This window comes from Bradyrhizobium betae (assembly GCF_008932115.1).
Taxonomy (GTDB): domain Bacteria; phylum Pseudomonadota; class Alphaproteobacteria; order Rhizobiales; family Xanthobacteraceae; genus Bradyrhizobium; species Bradyrhizobium betae.
On the sequence record NZ_CP044543.1, the window covers coordinates 6,719,045 to 6,742,260 of the forward strand.

Annotated in this window: 22 protein-coding genes; 13 read left to right on the top strand and 9 right to left on the bottom strand. The window is 65.6% G+C overall.

Annotated features, from left to right (window positions below; genetic code table 11):
- Positions 1-170 precede the first annotated feature (170 nt).
- From F8237_RS32370 to F8237_RS32380, 3 genes are all read left to right on the top strand, one after another.
- A complete protein-coding gene (locus F8237_RS32370; RefSeq protein WP_151650134.1) occupies positions 171-461 on the top strand; it encodes an FAD assembly factor SdhE in 291 nt (96 codons plus the stop codon).
- A complete protein-coding gene (mfd, locus tag F8237_RS32375) occupies positions 458-3,976 on the top strand; it encodes a transcription-repair coupling factor (RefSeq protein WP_151650135.1) in 3,519 nt (1,172 codons plus the stop codon). Before F8237_RS32370 ends, mfd begins: the two co-directional genes overlap by 4 nt.
- 247 nt (positions 3,977-4,223) lie before the next feature.
- Complete coding sequence (locus tag F8237_RS32380) at positions 4,224-4,433, top strand: cold-shock protein (RefSeq protein ID WP_151650136.1); 210 nt, start codon at positions 4,224-4,226, stop codon at positions 4,431-4,433.
- Here the strand turns inward: F8237_RS32380 and F8237_RS36000 are convergent.
- Positions 4,430-4,594, bottom strand: a complete 165-nt coding sequence (locus F8237_RS36000) for a hypothetical protein (protein WP_154696377.1) — start codon at positions 4,592-4,594, stop codon at positions 4,430-4,432. The two genes, F8237_RS32380 and F8237_RS36000, sit on opposite strands and share 4 nt — an antisense overlap.
- Before the next feature lie 48 nt (positions 4,595-4,642).
- Between F8237_RS36000 and F8237_RS36005 the strand changes: the two genes are divergently transcribed.
- Both F8237_RS36005 and F8237_RS32385 read left to right on the top strand, forming a co-directional pair.
- Positions 4,643-4,795, top strand: coding sequence for a hypothetical protein (locus F8237_RS36005; RefSeq protein ID WP_154696378.1), 153 nt, complete (start codon positions 4,643-4,645; stop codon positions 4,793-4,795).
- A 17-nt stretch (positions 4,796-4,812) separates the two neighbouring features.
- The gene (locus F8237_RS32385; protein WP_151650137.1) at positions 4,813-5,049 is read left to right on the top strand and encodes a hypothetical protein; all 237 of its coding nucleotides are present in this window, start codon (positions 4,813-4,815) and stop codon (positions 5,047-5,049) included.
- A 119-nt stretch (positions 5,050-5,168) separates the two neighbouring features.
- Here F8237_RS32385 and F8237_RS32390 read toward each other — a convergent pair whose 3' ends face one another.
- The 3 genes from F8237_RS32390 to F8237_RS32400 all read right to left on the bottom strand — a co-directional run bounded on the left by F8237_RS32390 (position 5,169) and on the right by F8237_RS32400 (position 9,819).
- Positions 5,169-6,398, bottom strand: a complete 1,230-nt coding sequence (locus F8237_RS32390; RefSeq protein ID WP_151650138.1) for a GGDEF domain-containing protein — start codon at positions 6,396-6,398, stop codon at positions 5,169-5,171.
- 84 nt (positions 6,399-6,482) lie between these two features.
- A complete protein-coding gene (locus tag F8237_RS32395) occupies positions 6,483-7,991 on the bottom strand; it encodes a class I adenylate-forming enzyme family protein (RefSeq protein ID WP_151650139.1) in 1,509 nt (502 codons plus the stop codon).
- A gap of 4 nt (positions 7,992-7,995) precedes the next feature.
- Positions 7,996-9,819 carry an extracellular solute-binding protein gene (locus F8237_RS32400; RefSeq protein WP_162006438.1) on the bottom strand — a complete coding sequence of 608 codons (1,824 nt, stop codon included), beginning with the start codon at positions 9,817-9,819 and terminating at the stop codon, positions 7,996-7,998.
- A 261-nt stretch (positions 9,820-10,080) separates the two neighbouring features.
- Here F8237_RS32400 and F8237_RS32405 point away from each other — a divergent pair, with 261 nt between their 5' ends.
- A complete protein-coding gene (locus tag F8237_RS32405) occupies positions 10,081-10,893 on the top strand; it encodes an invasion associated locus B family protein (RefSeq protein WP_151650141.1) in 813 nt (270 codons plus the stop codon).
- Positions 10,894-10,972: 79 nt separating this feature from the next.
- Here F8237_RS32405 and hspQ read toward each other — a convergent pair whose 3' ends face one another.
- Positions 10,973-11,305: a heat shock protein HspQ gene (gene hspQ / locus F8237_RS32410; RefSeq protein WP_015686013.1), complete on the bottom strand. Its 333-nt coding sequence runs from the start codon at positions 11,303-11,305 to the stop codon at positions 10,973-10,975.
- A 106-nt stretch (positions 11,306-11,411) separates the two neighbouring features.
- Between hspQ and F8237_RS32415 the strand changes: the two genes are divergently transcribed.
- Complete coding sequence (locus F8237_RS32415) at positions 11,412-12,365, top strand: AEC family transporter (protein WP_151650142.1); 954 nt, start codon at positions 11,412-11,414, stop codon at positions 12,363-12,365.
- Between the two features lie 31 nt (positions 12,366-12,396).
- Here the strand turns inward: F8237_RS32415 and F8237_RS32420 are convergent, their stop codons facing one another.
- Positions 12,397-13,581, bottom strand: coding sequence for a UbiH/UbiF family hydroxylase (locus F8237_RS32420; protein ID WP_151650143.1), 1,185 nt, complete (start codon positions 13,579-13,581; stop codon positions 12,397-12,399).
- Positions 13,582-13,669: 88 nt separating this feature from the next.
- Between F8237_RS32420 and pcsA the strand changes: the two genes are divergently transcribed.
- From pcsA to F8237_RS32435, 3 genes are all read left to right on the top strand, one after another.
- Positions 13,670-14,437: a phosphatidylcholine synthase gene (gene pcsA, locus F8237_RS32425; RefSeq protein WP_162006310.1), complete on the top strand. Its 768-nt coding sequence runs from the start codon at positions 13,670-13,672 to the stop codon at positions 14,435-14,437.
- On the top strand, positions 14,434-15,159 hold the full coding sequence (locus F8237_RS32430; RefSeq protein ID WP_151650144.1) for a TerC family protein: 726 nt from the start codon (positions 14,434-14,436) through the stop codon (positions 15,157-15,159). Before pcsA ends, F8237_RS32430 begins: the two co-directional genes overlap by 4 nt.
- A gap of 92 nt (positions 15,160-15,251) precedes the next feature.
- Positions 15,252-16,226, top strand: a complete 975-nt coding sequence (locus F8237_RS32435; RefSeq protein WP_151650145.1) for a quinone oxidoreductase family protein — start codon at positions 15,252-15,254, stop codon at positions 16,224-16,226.
- A gap of 148 nt (positions 16,227-16,374) precedes the next feature.
- Here the strand turns inward: F8237_RS32435 and F8237_RS32440 are convergent, their stop codons facing one another.
- Positions 16,375-17,571: an acetylornithine transaminase gene (locus tag F8237_RS32440; RefSeq protein WP_151650146.1), complete on the bottom strand. Its 1,197-nt coding sequence runs from the start codon at positions 17,569-17,571 to the stop codon at positions 16,375-16,377.
- A gap of 271 nt (positions 17,572-17,842) precedes the next feature.
- Entirely contained in the window at positions 17,843-18,484 is a 642-nt protein-coding gene (locus F8237_RS32445; RefSeq protein ID WP_151650147.1) for a hypothetical protein, read from the bottom strand.
- Between the two features lie 290 nt (positions 18,485-18,774).
- Between F8237_RS32445 and F8237_RS32450 the strand changes: the two genes are divergently transcribed.
- Positions 18,775-19,716, top strand: a complete 942-nt coding sequence (locus F8237_RS32450) for a hypothetical protein (protein WP_151650148.1) — start codon at positions 18,775-18,777, stop codon at positions 19,714-19,716.
- Between the two features lie 305 nt (positions 19,717-20,021).
- On the opposite strand, the gene rimO is transcribed toward F8237_RS32450, so the two are convergent.
- Complete coding sequence (gene rimO, locus F8237_RS32455; RefSeq protein WP_151650149.1) at positions 20,022-21,347, bottom strand: 30S ribosomal protein S12 methylthiotransferase RimO; 1,326 nt, start codon at positions 21,345-21,347, stop codon at positions 20,022-20,024.
- Positions 21,348-21,458: 111 nt separating this feature from the next.
- On the opposite strand from rimO, the gene F8237_RS32460 reads away from it, so the two are divergent.
- Positions 21,459-22,049, top strand: a complete 591-nt coding sequence (locus F8237_RS32460) for an ANTAR domain-containing response regulator (RefSeq protein WP_015686026.1) — start codon at positions 21,459-21,461, stop codon at positions 22,047-22,049.
- Positions 22,046-23,209: a CmpA/NrtA family ABC transporter substrate-binding protein gene (locus F8237_RS32465; RefSeq protein WP_151650150.1), complete on the top strand. Its 1,164-nt coding sequence runs from the start codon at positions 22,046-22,048 to the stop codon at positions 23,207-23,209. The genes F8237_RS32460 and F8237_RS32465 overlap by 4 nt, the downstream gene beginning before the upstream one ends.
- The last annotated feature ends 7 nt before the right edge of the window (positions 23,210-23,216 follow it).

Sequence of the window (23,216 nt, forward strand, 5' to 3'; positions counted from 1 at the left end):
CGTCATGCCCGGCTTTATGCCGGGCATCCACGGCTTTTTTCGTGGCCTGCGGCGGTGGCGAGCCAGACTAGGTCGAAAGCGCAAATCGCGGGCTGACACAGCCGGTCGCAATGGCTATATCACCCCGGCCCGGCATGTCCGGGCTTTCGGCGTTTGACTGGATCAGAGACATGACGGGAACGACACGATCGAGCAACGGGCTGGACGACCGCCGCAAGCGGCTTCTGTTCCGCTGCTGGCACCGCGGCACGCGCGAAATGGACCTGATCCTCGGCCGCTTCGCCGATGCCGAGATCGGCAATCTGTCCGACGATGAGCTGACCGAGCTCGAGACCCTGCTCGAGGAGTCCGATCCCGATCTCTATGCCGCCATCACCGGTGACAAGGTGCTGCCGGCTCATGTCACCGGCCCGCTGTTTGCCCGCATCAAGGCGTTTCCGATTACGGACGGCGATCTATGAAACCTGGTTCGAAGTCGCCGGCCGAGCTGCTGACGCCCGGCCGCGCGCTGACGCTTGCCAACGTCGCCGAGGGCGCCGAGGGCCTCGTCATCTCCGATCTCGCGCGCGCCATCGCGGCGCGGCCGAAGAAGCCGACGGTCAGCCTTGCCGTCGTCTGCCGCGACGGGGCGCGGATGCAGCAGCTCGAACGCGCGCTGCAATTCTTCGCGCCCGATCTGCCGGTTCTGCAGTTCCCGGCCTGGGACTGCCAGCCCTATGATCGTGTCTCGCCGCATGGCGGCATCCTGGCGCAGCGCCTGACCACGCTGGCGCGGCTGGCGCCGCTGACCGGCAGCGACAAGCCGCTGATCGTGCTGACCACGGTGAACGCCATCGTGCAGCGCGTGCCCGCGCGCGAGCTGGTCGCGGCGCAGGCGCTGTCGGTCGCGCCCGGCAACGTGGTGCCCATGGATACCATCGTCGCCTGGCTCGAGCACAACGGCTACAACCGTTCCTCGACTGTGCGCGAGCCCGGCGAATATGCCGTGCGCGGCGGCATCCTCGACCTGTTTCCGGCCGGCCTCGACCAGCCGGTTCGTTTCGATTTCTTCGGCGACAGCCTGGAATCGATCCGCACCTTCGACGCGGAGACCCAGCGCACGCTGCTCGACATGCGCGCGCTCGACCTCGTGCCGATCTCGGAATTCCAGCTCGTCACCGACACCATCCGCCGCTTTCGCATGGGCTATGTCGCCGAGTTCGGCGCGCCTGAGCGCGACGATGCGCTGTACGAGGCCGTCAGCGAAGGCCGCCGCCATCCCGGCATGGAGCACTGGCTGCCGCTGTTCCAGGACCGCATGGACACGCTGTTCGACTATCTGCAAGGGGCCGCCGTCGCGATCGAGCCGCAGGCCGAGGACGCCGTTCGCGAGCGTTTCAAGCAGATCGCCGACTATTACCAGGCCCGCCGCGATGCGATGGAGCTTCCCGGCGGCGGCGCCATCTACAAGCCGCTGCCGCCTGACAGGCTGTACCTGACCGAGGAGGAGTGGACCAGGCGCCTCGGCGACATCCCGCTGGCGCGGCTAACGCAGTTTTCCGTGCCGGCCGATGGCTCCAGCGTCGTCGATGCCGGCGCACGCAAGGGCCGCGACTTCGCGCCGGAGCGCAACGACAGCAGCGTCAACGTGTTCGCGGCGGTGGTCAGCCACGTCATGGCCTTGCATGCCCAGCGCAAGAAGGTCGTGGTCACGCTGTGGAGCGAAGGCTCGCGCGACCGCATGACCTCGATGCTGCGCGACCACAAGCTGACCCACACCACCAGCGTCAACAGCTGGCGCACGGTGCAGGCGACCCCGCGCAACGAGACTATGCTCGCCGTACTCGGCTTGGAGGCCGGTTTCGAGACCGACGAGATCGCCATCATCAGCGAGCAGGACATCCTCGGCGACCGCCTGGTGCGGCCACGCAAGGCCAGCCGCAAGCTCGACAATTTCATCTCGGAGATCACGAGCCTCACCGCCGGCGACATCGTCGTCCACGCCGATCACGGCATCGGCCGCTTCGTCGGCCTGCAGACGCTCGACGTCGCCGGCGCGCCGCATGATTGTCTCGAGCTGCACTATGCCGCCGAGGCAAAGCTGTTTCTCCCGGTCGAGAACATCGAGCTATTGTCACGCTACGGCTCCGACCAGACCGCGGTCGAGCTGGATCGTCTGGGCGGCTCCGGCTGGCAGACCCGCAAGGCGAAACTCAAGAACCGCATCCGCGAGATCGCGGGCGAGCTGATCAAGATCGCCGCCGCGCGCCATCTGCACGAGGCGCCCAAGCTGCCGGTGCAGCCCGGCCTCTACGACGAGTTCTGCGCGCGCTTCCCCTATGACGAGACCGAGGACCAGCTCGGGGCGATCGAATCCACCCTGAAGGATCTCGAGCTCGGCCGTCCCATGGACCGGCTGATCTGCGGCGACGTCGGCTTCGGCAAGACGGAAGTCGCCTTGCGCGCGGCCTTTGCCGTCGCGCTCGAAGGCAAGCAGGTCGCCGTCGTGGTGCCGACCACGCTGCTGGCTCGCCAGCATCACCGCACCTTCACCGAGCGCTTCAAGGGCTTTCCGGTGAACGTGGCGCAGGCCTCGCGCCTGGTCCCGGCCAAGGAGCTCAACCTGGTCAAGAAGGGCATCGCCGATGGCTCCGTCGACATCGTCGTCGGCACCCACGCGCTGCTCGGCAAGGCGATCAAGTTCCGCGACCTCGGCCTCGTCATCGTCGACGAGGAGCAGCATTTCGGCGTCACCCACAAGGAGCGGCTGAAGGCGCTTCGCGCCGAGGTGCACGTGCTGACGCTGTCGGCGACGCCGATTCCGCGCACGCTGCAACTGGCGCTCACCGGCGTCCGCGAGCTCTCGATCATTGCCTCGCCGCCGGTCGATCGCCTCGCGGTGCGCACCTTCGTCGCCCCGCACGATCCCCTGATGATCCGCGAGGCGCTGCTGCGCGAGCGCTATCGCGGCGGCCAGGCTTTCTACGTGGTGCCGCGCATCGACGACCTCGCCGAGGTCAAGGACTTCCTCGACAAGAACGTGCCTGAGATGAAGGTCGCGGTCGCGCACGGCCAGATGCCGCCCGCCGTGATCGAGGACATCATGACCGCGTTCTACGACGGCAAGTTCGACATCCTGCTGTCGACGACGATCGTCGAGTCCGGCCTCGACATTCCCAACGCCAACACGCTGATCGTGCACCGCGCCGACATGTTCGGCCTTGCCCAGCTCTATCAGCTCCGCGGCCGCGTCGGCCGTTCCAAGCTGCGGGCTTACGCACTGTTCACGCTGCCGGCGCAGCAGAAAATCACGGCGCAGGCCGAACGCCGGCTCACCGTGCTGCAATCGCTGGAGACGCTGGGCGCAGGCTTCCAGCTCGCCTCGCACGACCTCGACATCCGCGGCGCGGGCAATCTGCTCGGCGAGGAACAGTCCGGCCACATCAAGGAGGTCGGCTTCGAGCTTTACCAGTCGATGCTGGAGGAGGCGATCGTCAACCTCAAGGCCGGCGTCTCCGAGCCCGCGGCGGACCGCTGGTCGCCGTCGATTACCATCGGCATGCCCGTGCTGATTCCGGAGGACTATGTCGGCGATCTCTCGGTGCGGCTGTCGCTGTATCGGCGGCTCGCCGATCTCGACAGCGAGGAGGAGATCGAGAATTTCGGCGCCGAGATGCGCGACCGCTTCGGCGTGCTGCCGGACGAGGTGCGCTATCTGTTCAAGGTCGCCGCCATCAAGGCATTCTGCCGCCAGGCCAATGTCGGGAAGATCGACGCTGGCCCAAAGGGCGCCGTCATCGCCTTCCGCGACAATTCCTTTGCGCATCCCGACCGCCTGGTGTCGTTCATCCGCAGCTACGGCCAGGCCGCCAAGGTGCGGCCCGACATGAAGGTGGTGTTCCTGCAGGACTGGGAGACGCCGGAAGAACGCCTCGCCGGCACCACCGAGATCATGCGGCAGCTCGCGCAACTTGCGCAGAGCAAGAAGGCGGCGTAATCGCTTATTTCGATGCGAGAGGCGACGCAGCCAGAGCGATGCGGAGGGGCGTCGATTCCGGCAACGAAATGATCTCTTGCGGAATGGTCGAACAGTCCCTATGTTGTGATCATCGAGTTTCGGCCGAACGACTTGGCCTCGCCGCTTTCAAGCGCGCCTGACTGACGACCCTCCCTCCAGATCTCGACGACACGGACCGCGCTTTTCAGCGCGGTCAAACGCTTATCTATCTCAAAGGACGACCCCCATGACGACGGGAACTGTGAAGTGGTTTAACAGCCAAAAGGGTTTCGGATTCATTCAGCCGGACCAGGGAAGCCAGGACGTTTTCGTTCATATCAGCGCCGTTGAACGCGCCGGTCTGAGCACCCTCAACGAGGGGCAGAAGGTTTCCTTCGAAATCGTCGCAGATCGCCGCACCGGCAAGTCTGCTGCGGAGAATCTGCGGGCCGACTAGGCCGCCGCAATCGAAATGACGTTGCTTTGACCACGGATGTACTGGCAGAGCTTCGGATCTCTTGACCCGCGACCGTTCATCGGCCGCGGGTTTTTTGCGACGCCTGCCGCCTCTTTGCGAATAAGCATGCGAATGCTGGCATTTCGCGTGAAGATACCCATATAGACTCCATGAGCAATTGGCAGAAGTCGACCACGCGACAAGCACCGATGAGCAAGGCAGAGCTTCGCCTGATGCTGACCGAGGCTGTCCGCAATACGCAGCCCGGCCTCGAGCCGGAGCAACTGTCGAGAGTCAGGAAGATCGCGGCCGGGACGGCTCCCGCCGATCTGGCTTCCGGGGTCGCCGTACCGGTTCGCTGAGCCCCAGAAGGAACAGCATGCGCAAGCTTCCCAAGCCCACTGAGCAAGAGCTCAGGGAGGGGCCCCAAGCGGTATCCTTTTTGATCGCTAATGGGAACGCGCGGCAGAGCTGTATTCTGCAAACCAGTTTTCCCACCAAAGTGCAGGCGCAGAGATACCTGCTGACGAACTGGCCGGCCGTCGAGAAGATGGCGCGCGACGCTCTCGCGACGGGGGCCGTTGAGGACGGCCAGATCAAGCTCGTGATGCCTTGAGCGATCGAGCCGGCAGCTTCGTAGGGGCAAAGGCGCCCTTGCGCCGTGCCAACCATTTTTATCGGATGGATGTGATGGGCACGCTTGGCTTTGCCCAACCTAGGACTGCGAAGCTGTAGCTACGACGCCGCCCGTGACGCGTCGGCCGACAGCCGCGCCAGCAGCGATCTTGCCGTGTCCGACGGCGACAGCGAGTCGACGCTGACGACCGGATCGCTGCGCATCTCGTGCTTGCCGTTCGAGGTGTGCCGCATCACCGCTGACAGGCGGCGGGCAATCATGTGCGCTGTCCGGAAATCGGTCTCCGCGAACACCACGATCACCGAACCGTCCTTCTGCGCCGCGCCGAAATCCATCTGCCGCATCAGGCGGCTCAGGATGCGCGCGGCATCGAGCTGGGCGCGTGAATTGCCGGGGTCGAAGGCGAAGCGGGCGACCGAGAGGCCGCCGCCGCGGGCGAGCGTCTGCTCGACCGCCTTGGCGAAATCGCGGGCGAAGGCTTCCACCGTGAGCAGGCCGCTGCGCGGATCGAGCCAGCCGCCGGCATCGATCGAGCGCAAGGTGCGGCTCATCTGGCCTTCCATGGCGCGCTGGCGGATCAGCGGCAGCGCATTGGCGGCGACCTTCGCCGGCTCGCCCGGGATCAGCTCGAGATTGGGCAGGTCATAGCTCTGCGCGAGCTGGTGCGCGGTGACCACCACGGGCAGGTTGCGGAAGCGGGTGTCCTCGGCGAGCACCGTGAGGAAGGCATCGGTGACGCGCGCGGTAAAACCTTCGGCGAGCACGACGCCGTCGATCTCGCGGGTGTTGAGATGCTTTGCGGCGGCCTCGATCGAGAGCGCGCCGACCACGCCGACGCGCTCGCCGAGTGCGACGGAAAGCGCGGGATAAGCCGAACCGCGCCCGATCAGGAGCACGGTGGCGTCGCGCACGGGATCGCCCTCGGGCAGAGCGACCTTCGCCTCCGGCAGCCGGCGCATCACGGTGGCATGAAGGGTGCGGACGCGCAGTGCGGCACGGAGCCGTGCGATCAGGCGGTCGGAATTTCCGCTGCGCGAGGAAGTCGAAAAGGGCAGGGCGTTGTGCGGCAGCGTGCCCGCCGCATCGAGGGCCACGAAGGGCAGGTAAGGCGATTGGTCCGCGATCTTGGTCGCGAGCGCCGCCAAGTGCGGCTCGTGGTCGCCGGACATCGCCGCGAGAACCACGGCGGGCTGCACCTGCTCGACGGCGCGCGCCGCGCTGGCCCAGTCGCTGTCGACCACGGGAAAGAGGCGCGCCTCGTCCAGCGCCGCAAGGAAGGCCGGCCGTTCGGCACCGGACACAAACAGGATCGGGCCCGCCTGGGACATCTCGCACTCTGATCACGCAACAGATGCTGCGCAATCTAGTCCGGCCGCCTTAATGCAGCGTCAATGGTGCAGTCAAAACTGTGCCTAGATCGCCCCGGAGCGGTCGCGAAAAGCCTCGACCATCAGGGGGTTAAGGCCAAGTTCGCTGAGCGCTTCGCGGGCCCGGGCATTGTCCTGGGCCCGGCCTGCCAGCCGGTGACCCGAGAGCCGGTCCGGCAGCGCGGTGAGCAGGGCGCCCTGGCCGAGCCGCCGCGCCCATTCCTGCAGGTCGTTGGAGAGGAAGCGGTAGCCGCCGACAGCCATGATGCCGGAGGGCGGCGCGGTGATGCAGATCGCGCCGCTGGGGCGGTCGATCCGCGCGGCATAGCCGGTGTCGACATAGTCGCGCGGCGGCTGCGCGATCAGGGTGTCGCCGGCCGGCTGCGGCGGGGCGTAGGCCGCGATCGGCGCCATCGGGCCGCGCAGGCCGAGCGTGCCCTTCGGCGTCAGCAGGATCTCGCCGGCGATCGAGGAGCCCGACTGCTCGCGCGGGGCGCCGTGCGGGCCGGGCATGACAGGCACCGGCATGCCGTCCTCACCGCGGCGGGCGCCGAACAGGCCGGCCTCGCCGAACAGGTAGACGTCGGTCAGCGGCGCATGCGGCGAGGTCCAGGCCTCGCTCGTGGCCACCTGCTCGGGCGCACGCCACAGGCCGATGACGTTGCGCAAGCTCGGCAGCCGTTCCGCGAGGTTGGAATCGCCGAGCCGCAGCGCGAGCTGCGCCGGTGCGATCAGCACCTCGCATTCATGCTCGTTGATCTGCTGCTCCAGCACGTCGTTCTCGAACGGATGATGCAGCGCCAGCGCGCCGCCGCACAGCAGCCACACCGCGAGCGAGGAGGCGAGGCCTGCGAACGACATCGGCGTGAACGCCGCCATCACCGTCGCGCCCTGCCTGATGTCGGCTTCGAGCGACATCGCAAGGCCACCGGCGATCAGGCTGAAATGCGGCCGCGGCACCGGGCGAAAACCCTCCGCGGTGACGTCGAACGAGATCATCGCCGCCTTGCGGCCGTCCTGGATCACCGCGCGCGCTGTGCCCGGCGGGCGGGCCAGCACGTCGTCGAGCGAGGCCATGCCTTCGGGCAGGTCGGTGCCGAAGCCGCAGACATAGCGAATCGAGAAGGCTTCGGCCGCGGCGTGCATCGCGAGGTCGGCATAGCTGACGCCGTCGACCTTGCTCATGGTGACGATGGCGCGCGCCGCGGTGCGGTTGAGCGCCGCGGTCAGTTCCGCATGGCGCCACAGCAGCGGCAGCACGGCGACGACGAGCCCGGCGCGATGGGCGGCGAGCACGGTCAGCACGAACTCGACCGTATTCGGCAACTGGATCGCGATGACGGAATTGGCCGGCAGGCCCGATTCGACGAAATGCGCCGACAGCGCCTCGATGGCGGTGTCTGCCTCGGCATAGGTCATCCGCCGCGGCTGATGGCCGGTGATGCGGGCCTTGTTGAGGGGGTCGAGCAAAGCGGGCGCGTGCGGCTGCCGCATCAGCGTGCGCTGAAACAGCGTGTCGAGTGTCGGCGATACGGCTGGCGCTGGCTGGTTCACGGCGTCACTTCGCTTGCGGCTGCGACCACCAGGTCTCCGGCAGGTAGCCGGACAGCGCGGTGGCCTTTGGTCGTTCTATCCGATTCCAGCGCGCGATCCATTGCTCGGATACGTTAAACAGGGGGATTGTGTAGAAACCGGAGATCAAGGCGCGGTCGAGCGCCCGTACCGCCGGGACGAAGTCCGTATGATCACGGGCCTCCAGCAAGGCACCGATCATGGCATCGACCGCCGGGTCTCTGGCGCCCATGTAGTTGCGGGTGCCCGGATTGTCCGCGGCCGCGCTGCCCCAATAGAAATACTGCTCGTTGCCGGGAGACAGCGACTGGTCCCAGCGATTCTGGATCATGTCGAATTCATAACTGAGCCGGCGTTGGTCGAACTGCACGGGATCGACCGTCCGCACGCTCGGCTCGATTCCGGCGCGCCTGAGGTCGCGCTGGAACGCGAGCGCGATGCGTTCCTGGTCGCGGGTCGTGACCAGCATCTCGAAGGTGAAGGGCGCCTTGGTGGCGAGGTTGCGCAGCACCGTGCCGTCGAGCTCGTAGCCGGCCTCGGATAAGAGCTTGAGCGCGGCGCGCAGCGTGGTGCGGTCGCGTCCCGAGCCGTCAGTGACGGGCAGGCGGTAGCTTCCGTCCATGATGTCGGGCGGGATCTGCGCGGAGAAGGGCTTCAGCAGCTCGCGCTCGCGCCCATCGGCGGGCCGGCCATAGGCCGAGAGGTCCGAGCCGGCAAAATAGCCGGCGACGCGCGCATAAAGCCCGAAGAAGTAGTTGCGGTTGACCAGCTCGAAATCGAACAGCAGCGTCAGCGCCTGGCGCACGCGGATGTCGGCGAATACAGGACGGCGCGTGTTGAACACCAGGAATTCGGACGGTTGCGGGACGCCCGGCCTGATGGTGTCGCGGATCACCTCGCCGCTTTTCGCGGCCGGAAAATCATAGCCGTCGTGCCAGCGCAGCGGCTCGTGCTCGACGCGGAAATCATAGAGGCCGCGCTTGAAGGCTTCGAACTGGCCGTTCGCCTCGCGAAAATAGTCGAGCCTGATCTCGTCGAAATTGTAGAGGCCGCGATTGATCGGCAAATCGCGCCCCCAATAATCGGGATTGCGGGTCAGGGTCACGCTGGCGCCGGGCCTCACCGCCGTGACGCGATAGGGGCCTGAGCCGATCGGGGCCGCCAGCGTCGTCTCCTCGAAGGTCGCGACATCGACGGCATGCTTCGGCAGGATCGGCATCAGGCCAAGGATCAGCGGCAGCTCGCGGTCGTTGGCCCCGGTGAGGTCGAAGCGGACGGTGAGGGCATCGGGCGCCTCGGCCTTGGCGACCTTGGCGTAATATTGCCGGTGGTTCGGCCTGCCGTGATCGCGCAGCAGCTGCCAGGAGAACAGCACGTCTTCGGCACGCACCGGCTTGCCGTCGGAGAAGCGGGCGCGGGGATCGAGGCGGAAGGTGACATAGCTCCGCTCGTCGTCGGTCTCGACGGTTTTGGCGAGCAGGCCGTAGAGCGTGAAGGCCTCGTCCTGGCCGCGTGCGAGCAGGCTCTCGACCACGTAGTTTCGCGTCTGTTGCACCGCCAATCCCTTGACGATGAGGGGATTGAGGCTGTCGAAGGTGCCGAGAATGCCCCAGGTCAACCGGTCGCCCTTGGGGGCGTCGGGATTGGTATAGGGCATGTGGGTGAAGTCGGCGGGCATCGCCGGCTTGCCGTGCATGGCGATGGCATGGGCTTCCTCGGCCCGTGCCGTACTCGCCGACAACGCGACCGCCAGTGCGAACGCGCAGAGACGGACGCCGGAGCCCTCGAAAAGGCGCTGGAACATGAACATAGGCACACGTTGATTCGAGGACCGGCGGGGCTTGAATCCTATCACAGGGAATTTCACCGGGAGCAGGTCTGGATGCAGTCAAAAATGGTTGTCGGCATTGATCTTTCCGTCGGCCACGCTAAGAAGGCGGGCAATCGCGCAAGAGCGTCGAGCCCGTCACTTATCCGCCTCAATTGACGGGGAGAGAGCCGCGCCCAAGGCGGCCAGGTTCGGCGCTTCGGAGCGGTTCGGGCACTTCCCGTTCAGAAAGGGTTTTCCGCAATGAATTTCCGTTACTTGGCCGCGTCCGTCCGGCCGCGCGGGCGACTTCTCGCCTTGTTGACGGCGACGGCGTTGGCTGTTCCGTTTGCCGCCGAGGCCCAGACCCCGGCTCCGGGCGCGCCCGCCGCGCCCAAGGCTGCCCCCAAAGCCGCCCCGAAGGCTGCCCCCAAGGCTCCCGCGCCGGCGGCCCAGGCGCCCGCTCAGGCTCCCGCTGCAGGTGCTCCGGCGCAGCAAGGCGCGGCCCAGCCGGCCGATCAGCAGATCCAGCTGATCTACGCCCCCTGGACCAAGTTCTGTCTCAAGGGCCAGGACGCCAACGCCAAGCAGGTCTGCTTCACCGGCAAGGACGGCCGCATCGAGTCCGGCCAGCCGGTCATCGCGGCGGTCATCATCGAGCCGGAAGGCGAGCCCAAGAAGATCCTGCGCGTGACGCTGCCGCTCGGTATGCAGCTCGTGCACGGCACCCGCATCATCGTGGACAACAACGCACCGCTGCAGAGCCCGTATGTGATCTGCTTCCAGAACGGCTGCATGTCGGATTACGAGGCCACGCCCGAATTCATCAACAGCATGAAGAAGGGCCAGAATCTCGTTGTCCAGGCAATCAATGCCAACGGCGCGCCCCTGACCCTGCCGCTGCCGCTCGCCGGCGAATTCCAGAAGGCCTATGACGGCCCGCCGACCGATCCGAAGGTGTTCGAGGAAACCCAGAAGAAGCTCCAGGAAGAGCTTCAGAAGAAGGCCGACGAGCAGCGCAAGAAGCTCGAGCAGGGCGGCGGTGCGCCCGGCGCGGCTCCGGCCGGTCAGAAGTAATCGGGAAGTTCAGGTCCAGACATGAAAAAGGCGCTCGGTTCGAGCGCCTTTTTTGCTGATCCATCGGATCGGGCGAAACTCAATTCAGCGACGGATTGCGCTGGCGATAGCCGCCGGCCTTGTCCTTGATGAAGATCTCGGCGACCTGGGAATGCCGGATCGGCTCGCCGGAATCGTCCGGCAGCAGGTTCTGCTCGGAGACGTAAGCGACGTATTCCGATTCCGCGTTCTCCGCGAGCAGGTGGTAGAACGGCTGGTCCTTGTGGGGCCGCACCTCCTCGGGGATCGACAGCCACCACTCCTCGGTGTTGTTGAACTCCGGATCGATGTCGAAAATCACCCCCCGGAACGAGAAGATCCGGTGGCGAACGACCTGTCCGATCTGGAATTTCGCGGTCCGCGCTTTAATCATTTCCCGTCGATAGACCAGGATTGTGGCCGATGCTAGTGCCCTTGTCTGGAATTAACCCGCGGTTGCCGGGCAGATAGCCCCAAGGTCTTCAGAAAACACTTCATCAATGGCCGATATCCTCAATCTTGCTCTACCTTATTTCGGCTTGATCTTTGTCGGTTTTGCCTGCGGCAAGGTCAAATCCCTGCCGGAATCAGGCCTCGCCTGGATGAACTTCTTTCTGCTCTACGTGTCGCTGCCGGCGCTGCTGTTTGCGATCATGTCGAAGACGCCGTTCTCGGAATTGAACAACCCGCCGTTCCTCGTCGCGACCACGCTGTCGACGGTTGCCGCGTTTACCCTGGCGCTGGTCGTGGGGAAGGTTTTTGGCCGTCTGACGCTGCGTGAGGCGACGCTCGCCGGGCTCTCCGGCGGCTACGGCAATATCGGCTATATGGGGCCGGGGCTCGCGCTCGCGGTGCTCGGAACCAAGGCATCGGCGCCGACCGCGTTGATCTTCTGCTGCGACAGCATCTTCCTGTTCACGATCGTGCCGCTGCTGATCGAGCTCTCCGACCGCGATCATCCCTCGATCGTGCATGCCTTCGGCGTCGTGCTGAAGCAGATCGTGCTCAACCCGCTGATCATGTCGGCCTGCTTCGGCGTGGCCTTCGCATCGCTGCATATCGAGATGCCGGTGGCGCTCGATCGCACCATCACCTTCCTCCAGAACGCGGCGGCGCCGACCGCGCTGTTCGTGCTTGGCGTGACGGTGGCGCTGCGCCCGTTCGACCGGGTGCCGTGGGAGGTGCCGGGCGTGATCGCAATCAAGCTGCTGTTTCACCCGCTTGCCGCGTTCGGGCTGATGCTGGCGTTCGGTCCGTTCGCGCAGCCTTGGGCTGCGACCGCCGTGCTGATGGCCTCGCTGCCGCCGGCGCTGAACGTGTTCGTGATCGCCCGGCAGAACGACGCCTGGATCGAATCCGCCTCCGTTGCCGTGCTGCTCGGGACGTTTGCATCGGTGGTCACGCTGACCAGCGTGATGTGGCTGCTGCAGACCGGCCGGCTGGCGTTCCCCTGATGCGCGCTAGCTAGCTAGCTAGCGTCGCCAGCTAGCGTCGCCACGTCGGCGTCAGACCCTCGCGCATGGCGAAGCGCCGGAGCGGGCCGATGGCACCGAGCAGGTGCATGCCGACCGCGCGGACCGGCTGCAGCGGCAGGAAGTCGTTGAGCAGGGAGCGGTTGGCGATATCGATCGCGAAGGTGCGGCTCAGGATATCCGGGCGCCGCGCGCGGTCGTAACGCTTGAGCACCTCGTCCGAACCGGGGTCCTGTCCCGCCGCGAGCGCTTCGCCCGCGAGCCTGGCGATGTCGGCGGCATCGCGCAGGCCGAGATTGAGGCCCTGGGCGCCGATCGGCGGAACCACATGGGCGGCCTCACCGACCAGCGCGATGCGGTCGCGGCCGAAGGACTTTGGGCGCTCGATCGCCAGCGGAAACAGGTTGCGTCCGGGCTCGACCGTCATGCGTCCCAGGATGGAATGCGACTGCTTTTCGATCGCGGCGGAGAGCTCCGCGTCGCTCAAGCCGCGAAGCCGCTCGGCCTCCGCGGGCGCCGAGACCCAGACCACGCTGGAGCGGTCGCCGGGCAGGGGCACGAACACGCAGGGACCATGCGGCGTGTGGAACTCGGTCGAGACATTGCGATGCGGACGTGCGTGGCCGACGTTGAAGGTCAGCGCGGTCTGCGTCAGGTCGCGCCGCGTCACCTCGATGCCGGCGGCCTCCCGGCACAGCGAGTGCCGTCCGTCGGCGCCGACCACGAGCCGGGCCGAGAGAAATTGCGCGGAGGCGGTGCGGATGGCGACATCGTCGGCGCCGATGACGATGCTCTCGGCCTCGTCGTCGAAGCGCACGAGGCCGGGCAATTCGGCGGCGCGCTCTTCCAGCGCCAGCATCAGCGAGCGGTTATCGATGTTGTAGCCGAAGGCGTCGCGCGCGATCTCGTGACAGGAGAACCGGACCTCGGGACTGCGGAACAGCCGGCCGGTATCGTCGACCAGCCGCATGACCTCGAGCGCGGCCGCCTTGTCCTTGCAGCGCGGCCAGACATCGAGGCTCTCCAGCAGATCGACGGAGGCACCCAGCAGCGCGGTGGTGCGGTTGTCGGAATACGGCACACGCCGGGCCACCAGCGCGGTGCGCGCGCCCGCCTGCGTCAGCGCGATCGCCGCCGCGAGTCCCGCCGGTCCGCCGCCGATCACGGCCGCGTCGAAGAGTGTCGATGCCTCTGTCATGGGAACGACATTTGACACGCTCTGCGGCAAATTCAAGCCCGGCTGTTTTTCCTTGATTTTGGGGCCGATTGTGCGACGGAGCGCCGCAATGGCTTATGTGCAAACCGGCCCCATTCTGATAGCAGAAGCCATGGATATTCAGCAGGATTCCCTGAAACCGAGACCGGCGATCCGCGCTGCGGCCTTTTCGGTGCACATCTTCACCGCCTTCGGTGCGGCCATCGCGCTGCTGGCGATGCTGGAGGCCGTGCGCGAGCATTGGGCGAGCATGTTTCAGTGGCTGGGCGTAGCCCTGATCATCGACGCCGTCGACGGTCCGATCGCGCGGCTGCTGAAGGTCAAGGACGTACAGCCGAACTGGTCGGGCGACGTGCTCGATCTCGTGGTCGATTTCGTCACCTATGTGTTCGTACCTGCCTATGCGATCGTGGCGAGCGGCCTGCTGCTGCCGGTGGCGGCGCCGCTGCTCGGCATCGCCATCATCGTCACCAGCGCACTATATTTCGCCGATCTGCGCATGAAGGCGGACGACAACCATTTTCGCGGCTTTCCGGCATTGTGGAATGCGGCGGCGTTCTACCTGTTCCTGCTGCACTGGCCGCCGCTGTGGTCGACGCTGCTGGTGGCGGCGCTGGTGGTGCTGACCTTCGTGCCATTCCATGTGCTGCATCCGGTCCGCGTCGTGCGGCTGCGCTGGCTGACGATGTCGCTGATCGCGGTCTGGGCGGTGCTCGGCCTCTACACGCTGGAGATGGATTTTCGCGTCGGCACCGGCGTGACCGTCGCGCTCTGCGCCATCGCACTGTGGATCAGCTTCAGCGACGCCATGATCCGCCTGGCAAGATCCTTGGCATGATGCATCTGCTCACCAGCCCGGAAGCCTGGGCCGCGCTGCTCACCTTGACCGCGCTCGAGATCGTGCTCGGCATCGACAACGTCATCTTCCTGTCGGTGATCGTCTCGCGCATCCCCGGGAAGCAGGCGCACCAGGCTCGTCAGATCGGGCTCGCGCTGGCGCTGGTGTTCCGCATCATCCTGCTCAGCGTGCTGGTCTGGCTGATCGGCCTGACCGCACCGGTGGTCTCGTTTGCCGGTTACGACTTCTCCTGGCGCGACCTCATCCTGATCGGCGGCGGCCTGTTCCTGATCGCGAAGGCGACGCACGAGATCCACGCCGAGGTCGAGGCCGATGACGGGGAGGGCGAGCGTGAATCCGGCGGCCGCGCCTTCTTCTGGGTGATCGTCCAGATCATCGTCATCGACATCGTGTTCTCGCTGGACTCGATCATCACTGCGATCGGCATGGCGCAGGACATCGAGATCATGATCGCGGCCGTCGTGATCGCCTGCCTGATCATGTACATTTCGTCGGGGCCGGTGTCGCGATTCGTCGCGGAGCATCCCACCACCAAGATGCTCGCGCTGGCATTCCTGGTGCTGATCGGCGTCGCCCTGGTTGCGGACGGATTCCAATTCCACATCCCGCGCGGCTACGTCTATTTCGCGATTGCGTTCTCGGCGGCGGTCGAGTTCTTCAACGTGCTGGCAAAGCGCAACCGCAGGCAAGCCGGCAGATAGTCGCGTCCGATCCGTTCCTGCAGGCGTCGAGTTGACAAGGCGAGCGCGATGTCTTTCGCTCGTCCGTGACAAGACCGAGAGGAGGTCAGGTAATGACCAAAGCCGTCCGTGTACACAAGGTTGGGGGCCCCGAAGCCCTGGTCTATGAGAGCGTCGACGTGCCGGCGCCTGGACCCGGCGAAGTGCGCATCCGCCAGCATGCGGTCGGCCTGAACTTCATCGACGTCTATTATCGCACCGGTCTCTACAAGGCGCCGGGGCTGCCCTTCATCGCCGGCAACGAGGCTTCGGGCGAGGTCATCGCCGTCGGACCGGGCGTGACCAATTTCCATCCCGGCGACCGCGTCGCCTACTACCACAATCTCGGTGCCTATACCGGCGAGCGCAACATTCCCTGGGAGAAGCTGGTCAAGCTGCCCGATCACATCACCTACGAGCAGGGCGCCGTGCTGATGCTGAAGGGGCTGACCGTCTGGTATCTGCTGCACAAGACCTTCAAGGTCGAGCCGCATCACCGCGTGCTGATCCACGCCGCCGCCGGCGGCATCGGGCTCTTGGCCTGCCAATGGGCGAGGGCGCTCGGGGCGCATGTCATCGGCACGGTCGGATCGCGCGAGAAGGCCGAGCTTGCGGAGGCCAATGGCTGCGACCACGTCATCCTGTACAATGAAGAAGATTTCGTCGCGCGCGTCAAACAGATCAGCCGCAACGAGGGCTGCGACGTCGTCTATGACGGCGTCGGCAAGGCGACCTTCCCGGGCTCGTTGTCGTGCCTCAAGCCGCGCGGCATGTTCGTCTCGTTCGGCAATGCCTCGGGGCCGGTGCCGCCGTTCTCGATCGCCGAGCTCAACAATCACGGCTCGCTGTTCGCGACGCGGCCGAAGCTCAACGACTATGTCGGCACGCGCAAGGAACTGCTGGAAGGCGCCGACACGCTGTTTTCCGCCGTCATCAACGGCAAGCTGCACGTGCCGATCAACCACGCCTACGCGCTGAAGGACGCCGCCAAGGCGCATATCGATCTCGAAAGCCGCAAGACCACTGGCGCGTCGATCCTGAAGCCGTAGCTCGCGTGTCCCGGACAAGCTGCAACGCGCAAGCGTTGCGGCGCAGAGCCGGAACCCAGAAGCGGCACCCGGTGCGGAGGGATGGGCCCCGGCTCTGCAGCGCACCGCCGAAGGGGCGCTGCGCTGCGTCCGGGGCACGAGACCGGCATCAAGCCACGCGCCGGGCCGCTCCCGCTTTCGTCAATATCCCGTCCAGGCAATCGACCATCTCGGTGATCTCCGCCCGCGTGACGTTCAGCGCCGGCATGAAGCGCAGCGTGTCGATCTGCGGCGCGTTGAGGAGCACACCGGCCTCGAACGCCTGTGCGACGATCCCGGGCGCGATCGGCAGCTTGAGGTCGAGCGCGAGCAGCAGGCCGCGGCCGCGCACGCCGCCGAGGCCGTGCCGGGCCGAGACCTTCTGCAACTCGCTTTCGAGCAGCAGGCCCGTCTCGGTGACCGCCTTCAGGAAGTCGGGCTGGCTGACCTTTTCCATCACCGCGAGCCCCGCGGCGCACATGATCGGGTTGCCGTTGAACGTGCCGCCCTGGTCGCCGTGCTCGAAGCAGGAGGCGCGTTCGGTTGCGAGCAGGGCGGCTAGCGGGACACCGCCGCCGATGCCCTTGCCGAGCGTCATGATGTCGGGCGCGATGCCGGTGTGCTCGTAGTGGAACAGCTTGCCGGTCCGGCCCATGCCGGTCTGGATCTCGTCGAAGATCAGCAGCAGGCCGTGCGCCTCGGTCAGCGCGCGCAGCTGCTGCAGGAACTGATCGGTCGCCGGCCACACGCCCGATTCACCCTGGATCGGCTCGAGCATCACCGCGACGGTGTTGGCGTTGATCAGGCTTTCGACCGAGGCGATGTCGTTCAGCTTCGCCTTCTTGAATCCGGCGACCTTCGGCTCGAACAGCGGCTCGAACGCCTTCTTGCCCGAGGCCGACATCGTCGCCAGCGTGCGGCCGTGGAAGCCGCCCTCGAAGCTGATGATCTCGAACGCGCCGCCTTTGTGCAGGCTACCATATTTGCGCGCGAGCTTGATCGCGCCCTCGTTGGCTTCCGCGCCGGAATTGGTGAAGAACACCTGGTCGAAGGCACTGTTGTCGACCAGCGCCTTGGCGAGGTTGAGGCTCGGCGCGTTGTAGAAGGCGGGGCTCGGATTCAGCAGCCGCTTGGCCTGTGCGGTGAGCGCATCGGCGATCGCCGGCGGCGAATGGCCGAGGCAGTTCACGGCCCAGCCCTGCACGAAATCGAGATAACGCTTGCGGCTGTCGTCCCAGAGGTAGGAGCCGGCGCCGCGGACGAACACAGCCTTGGGCCGTGCGGTGATGTCCATCAGCGCGTCATACGGATGCGTGGCGGTGGTCATGTCGAACTCCTCTGGGGGCGGGTGGAAGCGGGGGTGCGAAAAGCAGAAAGGCCGCACCTTGCGGGTGCGGCCTTTCTCGAAAACTTCGCTGAATTCAGTGCTTCAGCGGCGTCGTCGGACATGGCGCACCCTCTCATCGTCGCGGAAGCGACGACGGAGCATTTCGGTGCGCTGATGGGTCCGAGCGTTGATCATGGGGCGCGGCAATACATGCCAATGGCAGGGCTTGTCAAGCGGGCGTTTTGCGAAACACCCGCCCGGCGTGCATCGGTCAGGTCAGATGCGCGGCTCCCTCGGCATCTTCGTCGCCCCAGTCCGCATCGGCAATCGCGCTGTCGATGAGCTCGCCGCGCAGCAGCTTGAGCGGCGATTTCCAGTACAGCGCGATGTTGTGGAAGGGATCGGTCAGCACCTTGAACGCCCACACCAGCCCGGTGGTGACGTCGCGCGTGACGAACAGCTGGAGCATGCGCGCAAGGGCGCCGCCGATGCCGATCGCGAGCCAGAGCGCGCCGACATGGCGGACGAAATCGAAGCGGTCGGTGGGAAGATCGAACAGTCCGAACAGTGTGGGATAGGCGTACAGTGCGATCGGCGCGCTGCCCCAGACCAGCAGCAAAACGATCTTGCGGGTCTGGTTGTAGCCGACCTTGACCGCTTCCTTGTAGTCGTTGCTGACGTCGTTGACCGCGTCGTAGCCGTTCGGCTCGAAGAAGAAGTGCCCGGTCTGCCGCGTCAGCATCGCGAGCCAGCCGACGATGCCGGCAAGCGCCGGGTCCTTGAACAGCAGCGCATAGCAGCCGAGGAAGATCACGGCACTGAACAGGTGCAGCGTCTGGTTCACGGTGCTCTGGTGGTAGAAGCGGTAATCGTCGAAGCGCTGCGTGCGCAGCATATCCGAGAGGTGGCTCATCCTCGTTCCTCGCTCGCGTTGAAAAGCGAGCGAGAGTTAGGACGAGTCCGTGACCCCTGCGTGAATGCAATATAGTGTCACATTGCCTGCCCATGCCGTCGCACGCGACGATGATGCGCGAGAGAATTGTGATAACTTCAGCGTACCCATCGGGAGCGAATCTCAACGCGCTTTTCGACGGAAACTTTCATGCCTCTAGCGCGTTTGTGATCGACGCGCGAAAATTGGCTCGAACCGGATCTCGTCCGGGACAGACCAAGAGGGGCGGGACCAACAGATAGTTTTGAACCTTGTCCGAGACGCCTTACCCGATCGACCTCGACAGCATTCGCGGCGCGTTTCCGCCGGGCATCGAGGCACCATCCCTTCTGGTCGACTTTGCCGATTGGCTGAAGGGGCGACCGTGGGGCAGCGTCGGCTGCTTCTCCCTGCAAGGCCAGTTCTCCGATCAGGCGCCGATCTTCGACGGCAGTCCGTTGCGCGACAGGTTCTCGCTGTTCATGCGGCTGCCCGACGGCTCGGCCGTCGGCGGCTGGTATGGCGCGGGTCTGGATCGCGACAATCCGCCGATCGTGGGGCTGGGCTCCGAAGGCGACCATGAGCTGCTGGCGCCAAGCCTTGATGCCTTGCTGGCAAAACTCACGTCACAGCAATTCGGCAAGGCGTGGAGCGATCTCAAGCCGCATGACGAGGTCGAGTGCCAGACGGTCGAGCTGGCGCGATGGCTCGCCGGACAGCCGGCCGGCGACAAGGCGGCGTGCGATGACGGCGCAGCGGAGATTCCGGATTTTCGCGGCTTCATGGAAAAGTGGAGCCGGGACCGCGAGGACTATTGGGCCAATCACCGCCTGATGGCCGAGCTCGGCTGGCGCCTGGCTGCGCATCTGCCGAAGGGCAAAAATGCCTGGGACAAGACGCATTTCCAAGTCGCGATATCAGGCAAGCAGTACGAGGCTCGCGTGCTGTCGCGTGGCCCGCAGCCGTTCGAGGAGGCTGCCTCGGTCGAATCGTTGCTGCGCGATCTGCGCGAGGACATGCTGAAAGCCCAGCCAGAGCTCGGACTTTGGTATGCGATGAAATTCGGCCTCTACGCCGACGGCCGTGTCATGCCGAATTTCGAATACGATGTGCGGCCGACCATCGGCGGCGAGCCGGCGCTGCTGTCCGAGGCGAAAGCCGATCTTGCCCGTGCGCCAAGGCCGGAGCGCTGGGTGCCGAAATGGCTGGCGTGATTGCCTCCACGGCGTCATTGCGCGAGCGGCAAAGGCAATAGAGGACCCGTCATCCTGAGGTGCGAGGCTTGCGATGCAAACGCATCGCGAGCGGAGCCTCGAAGGATGAGTGGCCTGGATGCAGCCGGGCCGTCGTCCTTCGAGGCTTGCTCTACGGCGCGATCGCGCCGCAGAGCAAGCACCTCAGGATGACGGTGATGGAACGGAAATCGCTATGCGGCCCGATTGTCGTGAGCGAAGTAATCCAGAATCTTTCCGCAGCGGCAGTCTGGATTGCTTCGCTGCGCTCGCAATGACGGAGGAAGTCAGAATCCCGCGACGCTGCCGTGCAGATCGTACTGATCCGCACGCTCGATTTTCGCGGTGACGATCTCGCCGACGCGCAACGGCCGGCGGCTGGTCAGATACACCGCGCCGTCGATCTCCGGCGCATCGGCCTTGGAGCGGCCCTTGGCCACGGTCGGTCCGACCTCGTCGATGATGATCTGCTGGCGCGTGCCGACCTTGCGCTTCAGCCTGCGCGCCGAGATCTTCTGCTGGCGGGCCATCAGCGCGTTGTAGCGCTCCTGCTTGATCTCCTCCGGCACCGGATTCTCGATTGCGTTCGCCGTGGCGCCGGCAACCGGCTCGTATTTGAAGCAGCCGAGGCGATCGATCTCGGCTTCATCCAGCCAGTCGAGCAGATATTGGAAATCGGCATCGGTCTCGCCGGGGAAGCCGACGATGAAGGTCGAGCGCAGAGCAAGATCAGGGCATTCCTCGCGCCAGCGCTTGATGCGCGCCAGAGTCTTGTCCTGTGCGGCCGGGCGCTTCATCGCCTTCAGCACCTCGGGGCTCGCGTGCTGGAACGGGATGTCGAGATAGGGCAACACCTTGCCCTCGTTCATCAGTGCGATGACCTCGTCGACATGCGGGTAAGGGTAGACATATTGCAGCCGGACCCAGGCGCCGAGCTCGCCGAGCTCGCGCGCAAGGTCGAGGAATCTGGCGCGGACCTGGCGATCCTTCCAGGGGCTCTCGGCGTATTTGAGATCGACGCCGTAGGCCGAGGAGTCCTGCGAGATCACCAGCAGCTCTTTCACACCGGCGCCGACCAGGCGTTCGGCCTCGCGCAGGACGTCATTGGCCGGGCGCGAGACCAGATCGCCGCGCAGCTTGGGGATGATGCAGAAGGTGCAGCGGTTGTTGCAGCCCTCGGAGATCTTCAAGTAAGCGTAGTGCCGCGGCGTCAGCTTGATGCCCTGCGGCGGCACCAGGTCGAGATGCGGATTGTGGGCGGGCGGTAGCGCGCGGTGGACGGCGTCGAGCACGCTCTCATATTGCTGCGGGCCGGAGATCGAGAGCACGCCGGGATAGGCCTGCTCGATCGCTTCCGGTTCGGCGCCCATGCAGCCTGTTACGATCACCTTGCCGTTCTCGGCCATGGCCTCGCCGATCGCCGAGAGTGACTCCTGCTTGGCGCTGTCGAGGAAGCCGCAGGTGTTGACGATGACGATGTCGGCCCCGTCATGCTTGCGGGCAAGCTCATAGCCCTCGGCGCGCAGGCGCGTGATGATGCGCTCGGAATCTACCAATGCCTTGGGACACCCGAGCGACACGAAGCTGACCTTGGGCGCAGCCGTCTGATCCATATCCAAATCTGCCTGATTGACAGGCCTGAGCTAGTCCCAATTGCCCATAATTACAACCCTTTGCATCGCCCTCCGGCATGCTATGGATGACTCGCCGGTGGTGAGTGAGCAATGAGCGCCGAACAGTCGCCTAAAATCGTGATTGTCGACGAGAGCCCGATCCGGGCCGCAATCCTCCAGGAGGGACTGCGGGAGGCCGGGTTCACCCAGCTCGTCCATATCAGCGAAATGCAGAGCCTGCTGGCCCGTATTTATGCGGTCGACCCTGATATCATCCTGATCGATCTGGAAAACCCCAGCCGCGACGTGCTGGAAGCGATGTTCCAGGTCAGCCGCGCCGTGCGGCGGCCGATCGCGATGTTCGTCGACCAGAGCGATTCCGCCTCGATCCAGGCCTCGGTGGAGGCGGGGGTGTCCGCCTACATCGTCGATGGATTGAAGAAGGAGCGCATCAAGCCGATCCTCGATCTCTGCGTGTCCCGCTTCAATGCCTTTGCAAAACTCCAGGAGGAGCTGGAGCGCACCAAGTCGCAGCTCGAGGACCGCAAGGTCATCGAGAAGGCCAAGGGCATCCTGATGAAGGTGAAAGGCCTCAACGAGGACGAGGCCTACGTGCTGCTGCGCTCCACCGCGATGCGCGAGAAGAAGAAAATCGGTGAGATCGCCCAGTCGATCATCACCGCGTCGGAGATGCTGAAATGACCGCTCCCCTCCGCATCGGGTTCATCCCGCTGGTCGATGCCGCGGCCCTGATCGTCGCCGTCGACAAGGGCTTCGCCGCCGCCGAGGGGCTCGACGTCACGCTGGTGCGCGAGGTGTCCTGGTCCAACGTCCGCGACAAGCTCAATATCGGCCTGTTCGACGCCGCGCATCTGCTGGCGCCTGTGGCGATCGCGTCCTCGCTCGGGCTCGGCCACGTCAAGGTTCCGATCGCCGCGCCCTTCAATCTCGGTATCAACGGCAATGCGATCACGGTCTCGCCGGCGCTTCATGCGGCGCTGATGGAGGAGATCGAGGGCGACCGTTTCGATCCGCTCGTCACGGCGAAAGCGCTGGCGAAGGTGGTCGCCAAACGCCGCAAGGCCGGTGCCGAGCCGTTGACCTTCGGCATGACCTTCCCGTTCTCGACCCACAATTACCAATTGCGGTTCTGGATGGCGGCCGCCGGCGTCGATCCAGACGAGGATGTGCGGCTCGTGGTGCTGCCGCCGCCCTATATGGTGGACAGCCTCAAGAGCGGCCATGTCGATGCGTTCTGCGTCGGCGCGCCCTGGAATTCGGTCGCGGTCGACCTCGGCATCGGCCACATCCTGCATTTCGTGTCCGACATCCTGGTGCGCGCCGCCGAGAAGGTGCTGGCAGTTCGCCAGGTCTGGGCCGACAAGAATCCGGATGTGGTCGCGAGCCTGGTGCGCGCGGCGGTGAAGGGCGCCGCGTTCATCGAGGATCCCGCGAACCTGACCGAAGCGGCGCAGCTTCTGGCGCAGCCCGAGCGGATCGGCGTCGATGCCGAGGTCATCAAGCGCACGCTCACCGGACGCCTGAAGATCTCGCCCGACGGCACCTTCCGCGAAAGCGCCCGCTACCTGCTGGTCGGGCGCGAAGGGGCAGGGCGCCCCGATCCGGTCCAGGCCGCCTGGCTCTATGCCCAGATGGTGCGGTGGGGGCAGACCGCGCTGACCCCCGATGGCGTCAGGACCGCCATGGCCGTGTTCAGGCCGGATCTCTACGACGCCGCCCTCGGCCAGCAGCCGCCCAGCGAAGCTCCGGCGGCGTTCGGCGCGTTCGCCGGCCCCACCTTTGATCCCGACAACATTCGGGGGCATCTGGAGGCCTTCGAGGTCGGGCGCTGGAGGCCCTGATTCGGCC

Coding starts and splice junctions, on each gene's coding strand:
- F8237_RS32370 (WP_151650134.1), top strand. CDS start 171: ATGACGGGAACGACACGATCGAGCAACGGGCTGGACGACCGCCGCAAG.
- mfd (WP_151650135.1), top strand. CDS start 458: ATGAAACCTGGTTCGAAGTCGCCGGCCGAGCTGCTGACGCCCGGCCGC.
- F8237_RS32380 (WP_151650136.1), top strand. CDS start 4,224: ATGACGACGGGAACTGTGAAGTGGTTTAACAGCCAAAAGGGTTTCGGA.
- F8237_RS36000 (WP_154696377.1), bottom strand. CDS start 4,594: ATGGGTATCTTCACGCGAAATGCCAGCATTCGCATGCTTATTCGCAAA.
- F8237_RS36005 (WP_154696378.1), top strand. CDS start 4,643: ATGAGCAAGGCAGAGCTTCGCCTGATGCTGACCGAGGCTGTCCGCAAT.
- F8237_RS32385 (WP_151650137.1), top strand. CDS start 4,813: ATGCGCAAGCTTCCCAAGCCCACTGAGCAAGAGCTCAGGGAGGGGCCC.
- F8237_RS32390 (WP_151650138.1), bottom strand. CDS start 6,398: ATGTCCCAGGCGGGCCCGATCCTGTTTGTGTCCGGTGCCGAACGGCCG.
- F8237_RS32400 (WP_162006438.1), bottom strand. CDS start 9,819: ATGTTCATGTTCCAGCGCCTTTTCGAGGGCTCCGGCGTCCGTCTCTGC.
- F8237_RS32405 (WP_151650141.1), top strand. CDS start 10,081: ATGAATTTCCGTTACTTGGCCGCGTCCGTCCGGCCGCGCGGGCGACTT.
- hspQ (WP_015686013.1), bottom strand. CDS start 11,305: ATGATTAAAGCGCGGACCGCGAAATTCCAGATCGGACAGGTCGTTCGC.
- F8237_RS32415 (WP_151650142.1), top strand. CDS start 11,412: ATGGCCGATATCCTCAATCTTGCTCTACCTTATTTCGGCTTGATCTTT.
- F8237_RS32420 (WP_151650143.1), bottom strand. CDS start 13,581: ATGACAGAGGCATCGACACTCTTCGACGCGGCCGTGATCGGCGGCGGA.
- pcsA (WP_162006310.1), top strand. CDS start 13,670: ATGGCTTATGTGCAAACCGGCCCCATTCTGATAGCAGAAGCCATGGAT.
- F8237_RS32430 (WP_151650144.1), top strand. CDS start 14,434: ATGATGCATCTGCTCACCAGCCCGGAAGCCTGGGCCGCGCTGCTCACC.
- F8237_RS32435 (WP_151650145.1), top strand. CDS start 15,252: ATGACCAAAGCCGTCCGTGTACACAAGGTTGGGGGCCCCGAAGCCCTG.
- F8237_RS32440 (WP_151650146.1), bottom strand. CDS start 17,571: ATGACCACCGCCACGCATCCGTATGACGCGCTGATGGACATCACCGCA.
- F8237_RS32445 (WP_151650147.1), bottom strand. CDS start 18,484: ATGAGCCACCTCTCGGATATGCTGCGCACGCAGCGCTTCGACGATTAC.
- rimO (WP_151650149.1), bottom strand. CDS start 21,347: ATGGATCAGACGGCTGCGCCCAAGGTCAGCTTCGTGTCGCTCGGGTGT.
- F8237_RS32460 (WP_015686026.1), top strand. CDS start 21,459: ATGAGCGCCGAACAGTCGCCTAAAATCGTGATTGTCGACGAGAGCCCG.
- F8237_RS32465 (WP_151650150.1), top strand. CDS start 22,046: ATGACCGCTCCCCTCCGCATCGGGTTCATCCCGCTGGTCGATGCCGCG.